The organism is Ruminococcus sp. OM06-36AC, from assembly GCF_003438725.1.
Classification (GTDB): domain Bacteria; phylum Bacillota; class Clostridia; order Oscillospirales; family Ruminococcaceae; genus Ruminococcus_C; species Ruminococcus_C callidus.
Genome location: NZ_QSTT01000067.1, coordinates 1 through 1,288, shown reverse-complemented (window position 1 = coordinate 1,288; position 1,288 = coordinate 1). Strand labels below are relative to the sequence as shown.

At 38.5% G+C, this 1,288-nt stretch carries 1 protein-coding gene; it reads left to right on the top strand.

The window, feature by feature from the left end; genetic code table 11:
- Positions 1 to 38 precede the first annotated feature (38 nt).
- Positions 39 to 1,288, top strand: a 1,250-nt coding sequence (locus tag DXB92_RS13170; protein ID WP_147330085.1) for a hypothetical protein, incomplete at its 3' end; no start/stop codon positions are given.

The window sequence follows — 1,288 nt, the reverse complement described above, 5'->3', positions numbered from 1 at the left end:
AAAAACTGACAAGAACACTTGCCGGAGTCATGTCCCTAATGTTCATGGGACAGGTCATGGTTTTTGGCGACGGCAGTGCCCAAGGTCTTTTACACGCTGATACAATTGCATCTGCTGCAGAAGCGATTGAAGGAGCAAAGAACAAAGACCAGCTTGCCAAGGAATTTAAAGAAGCAACAAAAGATCTGGGAAAAGTAGATTTTTTTGATGTTGCTGAAGACAAAAATGAAACTTCTAATAATGAGGAGATTGCAGAAGATGATATTTCTGTTCAATCCGAATCAGACAAAGCAGTGCAGGATCATACTGCAGCTATTGCGACTGCTTCGGATGGCGATGCTCCAGCAGGTGAATTAACAGTAACTGGTATTATTAAACAAGGTGTTATCAACGGAATTGATGACAAAACGCCAATTTATGTGCGTATTTTTGATGAGAACTGGAATGAAATTGAATACCAGGAACTTCAAAGCGGTGACAGTTATTCTGTAACAGCAAGCAGCGGTAGTGGTATTTATCATGTCAAGTATGAAAGTGATGGTTATTTGCCGTTTTACTTGAAGGATTTTGGTACTGGTACCTATACTGTTGGATCCGGTGATTCTCGCAACACGGTGACATTAGTTCCAGGTGATACCACTTGGAATGAAGAACACGACAACGAGTGGAGCGACGATGTCATCAATGGAAAAGACTTGGCATATGTACAGAGTTGCTTAGGAGAAACTCGTGGTAATGATCATTTTAATTTATCAATGGATTTAAAAGATGAAAATGGTATTGTAGACCAAGAGGAACTGGACATATTTTGCTCTTTATATGATAGTTTAGAATCAGGAAGTTTCTATGATGTCTCGGGTATTCGTGATTATGACATTAATGATGATGGTGTGCTCAATCTTTATGATTACAAACTTTTATATGATATGCTTTGCGGATACGATAACAATCAGATTGTAAATATTCCAGATATGACAGGAGACGGTTATTTTACAATTGAAGATCTTTCAAGTTTTTTGGATTACTTATACTCTGATGATGCCTATTTGTATAATCATGATATGAACCGAGATGGCATAGTAGATGAGAATGATAATGATGCAAATATGCTGAATTATTATGCTGCCATGCAAGGACGTACTGAAAATTATTATGAGTACATGGACAAAGATGACAGTGGCACAATTGATGAAGCGGATGTTGCATGGTTTTCTGCTGCATACAGTGCTTCTGGCGATTTGGATTGGGATCATGCCTTTAAAAGAACACTGATCATGCAGGAAAGCGG